Annotated in this window: 6 protein-coding genes; 5 read left to right on the forward strand and 1 reads right to left on the reverse strand. The window is 58.5% G+C overall.

Annotated elements, in window-relative coordinates; all coding sequences use genetic code 11:
• Window positions 1-107: 107 nt before the first annotated feature.
• The 3 genes from asnB to ACODSP_RS21150 are packed head-to-tail and all read left to right on the forward strand — an operon-like array spanning window position 108 to window position 4,644.
• Window positions 108-1,916, forward strand: coding sequence for an asparagine synthase (glutamine-hydrolyzing) (gene asnB / locus ACODSP_RS21140; RefSeq protein ID WP_488967519.1), 1,809 nt, complete (start codon window positions 108-110; stop codon window positions 1,914-1,916).
• On the forward strand, window positions 1,913-3,682 hold the full coding sequence (locus ACODSP_RS21145; protein ID WP_488967520.1) for a glycosyltransferase: 1,770 nt from the start codon (window positions 1,913-1,915) through the stop codon (window positions 3,680-3,682). Before asnB ends, ACODSP_RS21145 begins: the two co-directional genes overlap by 4 nt.
• 59 nt (window positions 3,683-3,741) lie before the next feature.
• On the forward strand, window positions 3,742-4,644 hold the full coding sequence (locus ACODSP_RS21150) for a class I SAM-dependent methyltransferase (protein WP_488967521.1): 903 nt from the start codon (window positions 3,742-3,744) through the stop codon (window positions 4,642-4,644).
• Between the two features lie 97 nt (window positions 4,645-4,741).
• On the opposite strand, the gene galE is transcribed toward ACODSP_RS21150, so the two are convergent.
• The gene (gene galE, locus ACODSP_RS21155; RefSeq protein WP_488967522.1) at window positions 4,742-5,722 is read right to left on the reverse strand and encodes a UDP-glucose 4-epimerase GalE; all 981 of its coding nucleotides are present in this window, start codon (window positions 5,720-5,722) and stop codon (window positions 4,742-4,744) included.
• 323 nt (window positions 5,723-6,045) lie between these two features.
• On the opposite strand from galE, the gene ACODSP_RS21160 reads away from it, so the two are divergent.
• Window positions 6,046-6,462: a sugar 3,4-ketoisomerase gene (locus ACODSP_RS21160; RefSeq protein WP_102115428.1), complete on the forward strand. Its 417-nt coding sequence runs from the start codon at window positions 6,046-6,048 to the stop codon at window positions 6,460-6,462.
• Entirely contained in the window at window positions 6,459-7,556 is a 1,098-nt protein-coding gene (locus ACODSP_RS21165) for a DegT/DnrJ/EryC1/StrS family aminotransferase (RefSeq protein ID WP_488967523.1), read from the forward strand. The genes ACODSP_RS21160 and ACODSP_RS21165 overlap by 4 nt, the downstream gene beginning before the upstream one ends.
• Window positions 7,557-7,781 lie beyond the last annotated feature (225 nt).

Genomic DNA, 7,781 nt, shown 5'->3' on the forward strand with positions numbered 1-7,781 from the left:
CCAGCAAAGCAATTTTGCCGGTATTGAGGAGAGTAGCCCTATCTGCCAGGCAACAAGTACGATAGGCCGATCAGCCTGATCGGACAGGCAAACGGGAGTGTTGATGGATGTGCGGGATTGCTGGGCTATTGGACCTTTCAGGCCGCCGCGACCCTGGGCAGAGCCGAGAAACAGTTCGCAGGATGCTGGGAGCGATCCGCCATCGGGGCCCTGATGACAGTGGTATTTGGGTCAGCGGCGATGGGCGTTGTGTGTTGGGCCAGCAGCGTCTCAGCATCATCGACCTATCGGCGGCTGGACATCAGCCTATGGTGGCCAATGGGGGGGGGCATGCCATCACCTTTAATGGTGAAATCTACAATTATCAGGAACTACGTGCCGATCTGGCTGCCAGTGGCGTACAATTCCAGGGCCGGTCAGATACGGAGGTGTTGCTGTCGGGTCTAGTCCGTGATGGCATTAGTTATATAAATCAGTTGGATGGGATGTTTGCCTTTGCCGTCTATGTGGAAGCGCGGGGTGAGCTTATATTGGCGCGCGATTTTTTTGGTGAAAAGCCTCTATACTATGTTTTTCACAATGATATTTTTGCCTTCGCATCTGAATTGCAGGCGTTTGAATTCCTGCCAAACTTCAAGCGTCGCATCTCCCGTCAGACGATCGCAGAGTTCCTGCAGTTCCAATATGTACCGGCGCCGAATGCCTTCTATGATGGCTGTCGCAAGCTGCCGCCGGCTCATAGCATGGTGGTGTCCGCAGGCGGCCTATCTGTGCCAAAGCGTCATTACAGTTTCACAACTGGTGAACATGAAGAGGATGACCGCTCCCTGGACGAGCGTGCTGATGAGTTGGAGGATATTCTGCTGCGCAGCCTTCGGCGCCGGCTGATCAGTGATGTGCCTTTAGGTGCTTTCCTTTCAGGCGGGGTCGATTCCTCCACAGTGGCGGCCTTGGTTACCCGGCGCCTGGGACAGCCACTGGCAACATTCTCCATGGGGTTTGCTGACGCGCCGGACAGCGAGCATCTAGAAGCACATGCCATCGCTCGGTACTTGGGCACTGATCATCATGAGCAACTTCTGTCATTGCCGAATCCTGAGGAAGTTGCTTGCATCGCGGCTAACCTCGACGAGCCCAATGCAGACAGTTCATGCCTGCCGACCTTTCTTCTGTCTGGTTTCGCCCGCGCCCGCGTCACCGTTGCCATATCTGGTGATGGGGGAGACGAGATGTTCGGAGGATATGGCCGCTATTTCGACTGTCAGGAAGCTACGGCCCTCAATCGGGACAGGATTGAAGCTGGAACTTGGCATGTCGGCCAGGATTATTATGCAGGCCGGCTGTTGATCTTCCCAGACCGGGAACTGCGGGCCCTTATGGGAAACGATCCTGATCCCGTATCGGCCAGGGTCTGGGAACTGCGCCAGCAGATTGATAATGACCAGCGCCCCCTGCTGAATGTCCTGCGTGAGCAGGACGTCAATAATTACATGCCCGGCGCTGTTCTGGCTAAGGTAGACCGGATGAGCATGCGTCACGGGCTGGAGGTTCGTACACCTTTCCTATCGCCGGAGCTGGGGCGCTTCGCGCAGGCATTGCCGGTCCGGTCGCTGGCGGAGGGGCGGGCGGGTAAGCTGGTTTTGCGTCGGCTTGCTGCCCGGTATTTGCCTCAGGACTGGATGATGCGTCCCAAGAAGGGGTTTGGTATGCCCGTCTACGGTTGGGGTGAGCAGCGGTTTCGTCCCTATGTCCGCTCGCTCTTGCTGTCGCAGGATTGCCGACTGTCCGCCTGGATTGATCCACAACAGTTGCGGAACTATTGGAACGGGGCCGGTGAGCAGGCCTCCTTCTACCAGCTCTGGGCCTTGGCTGTTCTTGAACATTGGCTGCGCTTGCATGAAGGGGTGCCAGCATGACGTGTCTGCTTGAAGGCGAAGAACTCCAGGCGGCCTATGCAGATTTCCTGGCAGGGCGAGTGCAGTTGGTTGGATGGGGATGTATCGCTCCATTCCCCTATTACTTCCTGACCAGTCCTCTGATCCCCGACAGGATGATTGATGTCGATCCCGGCAAATGGGGTCGACTCTTCTGCGGTCTGCCTACAGCCGGACCTGCGTCCCTGGCAGAGCTATCGGCAGCCGATACGGTCATCATGATCTACCCCATCTATGCCCCCGATGTCGTAGCTCAGATTCTGTCTCAGATCAGTCGAATGGGAGCCTATCGTGTGATCCCGCCTTTCGACACGGCCCGTCATTTCCACTTGCTGAACCCGCTGTTAGAACCGTTCCGGCAACAACCCGGCCTTCCCCGTGGAGAGCGGTTGGCGCGAGCGATTGAGCGGTGCGACCGACCGTCCTTCTTCACGGCTGACAGGCTGGTGGATGCCATTGCACAGACACGCCTTCACAGCCGGTTCGTCGGCTCTGCTGTTTCGCGCCGCGCGCGCCTGTTCATTGGCCGCATACAGCCAGGTGGAGCAGAACGCCAGTTATCCTATCTGGCACAGGGTCTGGCACAGGCTGGTTGGGATAGCGCTGTCCGGACCTTTGCGCCACCCCTGCCGGGGGCAGAGTCCTATCTGGGCATAGGGGAAGAGACAGTAAATCAGGTGTTACCCTCGGCCAGGGCCTTTCTGTCTCCAGAACAGACCCCGGATGGCCTGCCCACGGATATCGCGCCTATCGGCCAAGTGCTCGGCTTGTTGCCGATTGATGCCATGCATCATGTTGCGATCGCCTATCGCAGCCTGATGCAGGATCGCCCCGTCTTAGTGATCAGTTATCTTGACCTCGTCAATATCCCTGTCGCGATCGCAGCGCTACTGGCTGGGGTGCCTCACATTCTCGTTTCTGGTCGGAATTTGAACCCGACCCATTTCCCTAATCACTATGCCAGTGCCGAAACCTGGCTGAAGACCTGTTACGAGGCGCTTCTGCGCTTTCCGGAGGTAAGGCTGTCAGCCAATAGCTCTGCTGGTGCGCAGAGTTACGAGGAATGGCTCAGTCTGCCCGCAGGCGGTGTTGTCACTGTACCTAATGGCCTGCCTGACGGCATGCTGCCGCCGCTGGCCCCAGAGACGCGAACCCAAATCCGGGAAAGGCTAGGCATTCCAGCGGCAGCAGCTTTAGTCGTCGGGGTATTCCGGCTTGCCGACGAAAAGCGGCCCTTGCTCTTCGTGGAAGTGGCCAGTCTGCTGCTGGCAGCCCATCCGGAAGCACATGTCGCCCTGATTGGCGATGGACCCCGTCGTAACGATGTGGAGACGGCCATCGCGGGGTTCATGGATGGGGTAAGCGACCGCTTCCACTTGGTGGGAGCACGATCGGACGCCACCGACTATCTTGGCGCTGCTGATCTCGTCCTGCATACGGCCTGGGCAGAAGGGCATCCTAACGTGTTGATGGAGGCGCAACTCCTCGGTCGCCCTATTGTCTGCACGGCCTCTTATGGGACAGCAGAATGCCTTTACCCTTGCGCGTCCATCAGGGTACTGGAAACAGATCAGGCAGCTCCGCTGGTGCAGGAAGCGCTATCAATTCTGGCTGATCCTGAACAGGCTGCCATAGCGGCCCGCTCTGCACGATTCTGGTTGTTCGAGCACTTCTCGATCCGTCAACTGGTCACCAACAGTCTGGCAGCGGCCGGTGTCGATTTGCAAACCTCTCAGACTCCAGTGTAAGCTGGTATGCGGCAACGCCTGTCCCGGCGATAGATGTGTCAATAATGGAAGTTCTAAGAATGACCAAAATCCGGAATCCCCATTTCGACGATAATCGTGTTGTCTGGTCTGATGAGTATAGCGGACAATATATGCCGATCCATTATGATGTGCAATTCGATGATCAATGGCGTTTATTCTTAGAAAGAGCGGTCGGATTTCATGATCATACGGGTGTAGAGATTTCTGACGATTTCATTGATGACCGTATATTCGAACTCACCGGTGTGCGAGACTATCTGGCTACTCGCAAAGGAGTTTCTCGGTCAGAGCAGAATCGGGATATCGGTGGCCGCCTTTATCTGGAGCCGAAATTTCCGATAACATATTTCGAGGGTAAGCGCTGTCTGGATATTGGCTGTGGTGCGGGTCGCTGGACCAAGACCCTGAAGTCACTGGGTGGCCAGGTAAAATCCACGGATGTCTCCCGGCATGGTCTGGAATCGACCCGACGTGTCAATGATGATGTTGAAGCTCTCAATCTGTTTGACATCATAGACAAGCGTCCTGATCTGCATGGGTTTGCTGACTTCACCCTATGCTGGGGTGTGCTGATGTGTACCCATGATCCCTACCGGGCATTTCAGAACGTGGCAGCAACGGTGCGACCGGGCGGCGAATGTTACATTATGGTCTATGCACCGACTTATCACGCATCCGATTTCGTATTGAGCACGCGGCGGCGTTTCCATCAGCAAGCCCGCAGCAACGAAGAGAAGCTGGCCTTCGCCTATGAGATCTCTGACGTGCCCGAAAATGCAATCAACCTTCTCGACATGTTGAACACGTTCTACAATTGGGTCATCCCCCAGGAAGTGGCTGTGGGGTGGTTCGAGAGGAATGGATTCGAAGATGTCATTGTACTGAATCGGAATGAGCCCCATAATTGCGGTTGGCATATCAAGGGTCGCAAGAAGTATTAACGGCTATGTTGAGGTGGCTCTGCCGAGATCATGAGCGACCTTGGGATTGTGGAGACGCAAACCACCAGCCTTTCTTATTTGACGCTTGGTCAGCAGCCTATCGCCGCCGCCGTTCCCAAGCCAGTGCATGACTTGCGATTTGATCGAGGTTATCCAGGCGCGGGCGCCAGCCCAGCAGGTCGCGCAGCCGGGTGCTGTCGGCCACCAGTTCGACCGGATCACCGGCGCGGCGCGGGGCCTCAACCTTCGGCAGGGGCTGCCCTGCGGCGCGTCCCACGGCTTCGGCCACCTGGCGCACGGAATAGCCGCGCCCATAGCCGCAATTCAGTACCAAGCTGTCCCCGCCTTGTTCCAGATGTTCCAGGGCGCGGACATGTGCGTCGGCCAGATCGCTGACATGGATATAGTCGCGGATGCAGGTCCCGTCCGGGGTGGGATAATCACTGCCGAAGATGCTCAGCGCCTCGCGCCGGCCCAATGCCGTCTCGCAGGCCAGCTTGATCAGATGAGTGGCGTTCGGGGTTACCTGCCCTGCCCGCCCGTCTGGATCGGCACCGCCCACGTTGAAATAGCGCAAGGCGATATAGCGGAAGGCCTGATGTGCCGCTGCCACATCGACCAGCATCTGTTCCGTCATCAGCTTGGACCACCCATAGGGGCTGACTGGAGCGACCGGGGTCTGTTCGGTCACCATCCGGGTCGGCGGATTGCCATAGACGGCGGCCGTGGAGGAGAAGATGAAGCGCCCCACCCCGGCCTTGATACAGGTCTCGATCAGGCTGCGGCTGGCGGCTGTGTTGTTCCGGTAATATTTCAGGGGATCGGCCACGGATTCCGGCACGATGATCGAGCCGGCGAAATGCATGATTGTGCCGATGCGGTGATCGCGCAGCAGGGCGCCCGTCCGGTCAATATCGGCGACATCCCCCACGATCAGGGGCACATCGGCGGGGATCAGGCGCCTGTCGCCCGTGGACAGATCGTCCAGAACCACGACTGCGCGGCCCGCCGCCCGCAGTGCCAGAACGGCATGGCTGCCGATATAGCCCGCACCGCCCGTGACAAGCACCGTATCCATATTCAATTCCTGGCTTCTGGGGGTTGCTACCATGCAGCATCCTGTTCGACCTTGGGAAGGGGCTGCTGTTCAGTTAATCCTTCCTATCAAGATGATATCAGAAAGCTACATAATTGATTTTAAAAGCCTCGGCGCTTTGCTGAGTCGCCCCGCTCTTTCCAATAAATGGCGCCTGCCCTGAATGCCTGGATTGGGAGGACGTTCCCCCGCAGCCTTGATCGGAACCGAGTTCCTGGCATGGCAGCTTGAGAGCCGATATGATCTCCTGACGCGAAGAAGACGGCACTGATACTGTGCATGCCGGGCAACGTGCGGAGATAAAAATGTCAGGGTCATGGGAGCTTGTGCATTTCCCGATCGTCAGCGATCGGCGCGGGAACCTGACCTTCATCGAAGGCGGCAGCACGATCCCGTTCGATATCAACCGCGTCTATTATCTTTATGATGTGCCTGGCGGTGCGCATCGCGGTGGCCATGCCCACAAGGAGCTGCACCAGGTCGTGATCGCCGTCAGCGGCAGTTTCGACATCCATCTGAACGATGGCAGGCGCCAGCAGACCGTGACGCTCAACCGTTCCTATTATGGCCTCTACATGCGCAACATGGTTTGGCGGGAACTCCATAATTTCTCGTCCGGAGCCTGCTGTGTGGTGCTGGCCTCCCACCATTATGACGAGGCGGATTACATCCGCGATCTTGACGAGTTCCTTTTCAAGGCAACAGGCGAACGACCTGAATGAGCATTCCTTTTTATGATCTGACCGCAGGTCATGCGGAAATCCGGTCAGAACTGGATGCGGCCATAGCGACCGTGCTGGGTGCGAGCCACTATATCATGGGCCCGCAGCTGGAAGCGTTCGAGGCGGAGTTCGCCGCCTATTGCGGTGTGCGCCATTGCATCGGGGTCTCTGACGGGCTGGCGGCCCTGACCTTGAGCCTGAAGGCGCTGGGGATCGGCAGCGGGGACGAGGTGATCGTGCCCAGCCATACATTCGTGGCGACCTGGCTGGCGGTTTCCGCCGCCGGTGCCACCCCTGTGGGGGTGGAGCCTGATCCGGCCAGCTTCAATATCGATCCAGCCAGGATCGAGGCGGCCATCACGCCGCGTACCCGCTGCATCATCCCCGTCCATCTCTATGGCCAGCCGGCGGATATGGTCGCCATCAATGCCGTCGCCGCCCGTCACGGGCTGGCTGTGCTGGAGGATGCGGCCCAGGCGCATGGCGCCACGGTCGCCGGGCGGCCTGTCGGGGGCATGGGGACCCTGGCGGCCTTCAGTTTCTATCCGACCAAGAATCTGGGCGCCCTGGGCGATGGCGGTGCTGTCGTGACCAATGACGATCAACTGGCGCATCGCCTGCGCCTGCTGCGCAACTATGGCTCCACCATCAAATACCAGCATGAGATCCTGGGTACGAATTCGCGCCTGGACGAAATGCAGGCCGCCATCCTGCGGGTCAAACTGCCCCGGCTCCCGGCCTGGAACCGGCAGCGCAAGGCGCTGGCGGCGGAATATACCCGCCTGCTGGCTGACTGCCCCTCGGTTGCGGCCCCCGTGGTCCGTCCGGGAATGGAAAGCGTCTGGCATCTGTACGTGGTCCGGGTACGCGGTTCCCGCGATGATCTGGCCCGTCATCTGAAGACGCAGGGCATCCAGACTCTAGTGCATTACCCCTGTGCCCCCCACCGGCAGCCAGCCTATGCTTCGCTCGACCTGCTGGAGGGAACCTTCCCCATTGCTGAAGCCATGGCATCCGATGTGCTGAGCCTGCCTTTCTGGCCGCAGATGCCACTGACGGCGGCGCGGGTTGTCGTGGACGCGATCACCGGCTGATGCAGACCATAGCTTATAGTTGCATATTTTCTGAAATTCTAAATCATTAGAGCTGGTACCCCGTGACCGGACAGTGAACCGCTCTGGGTTTGCCGGAGGCTCCCACTCCTGAGTAGGATGGAGCATCATGAGCAAGACGACGAACAAGTTTTCCCCTGAGGTACGCGAGCGCGCGGTGCGGCTGGTATTGGACAATGAGGGCCAGCACTGCTCACGGTGGCAGGC

The sequence above is a fragment of the Niveispirillum sp. FG156 genome, from assembly GCF_057809555.1.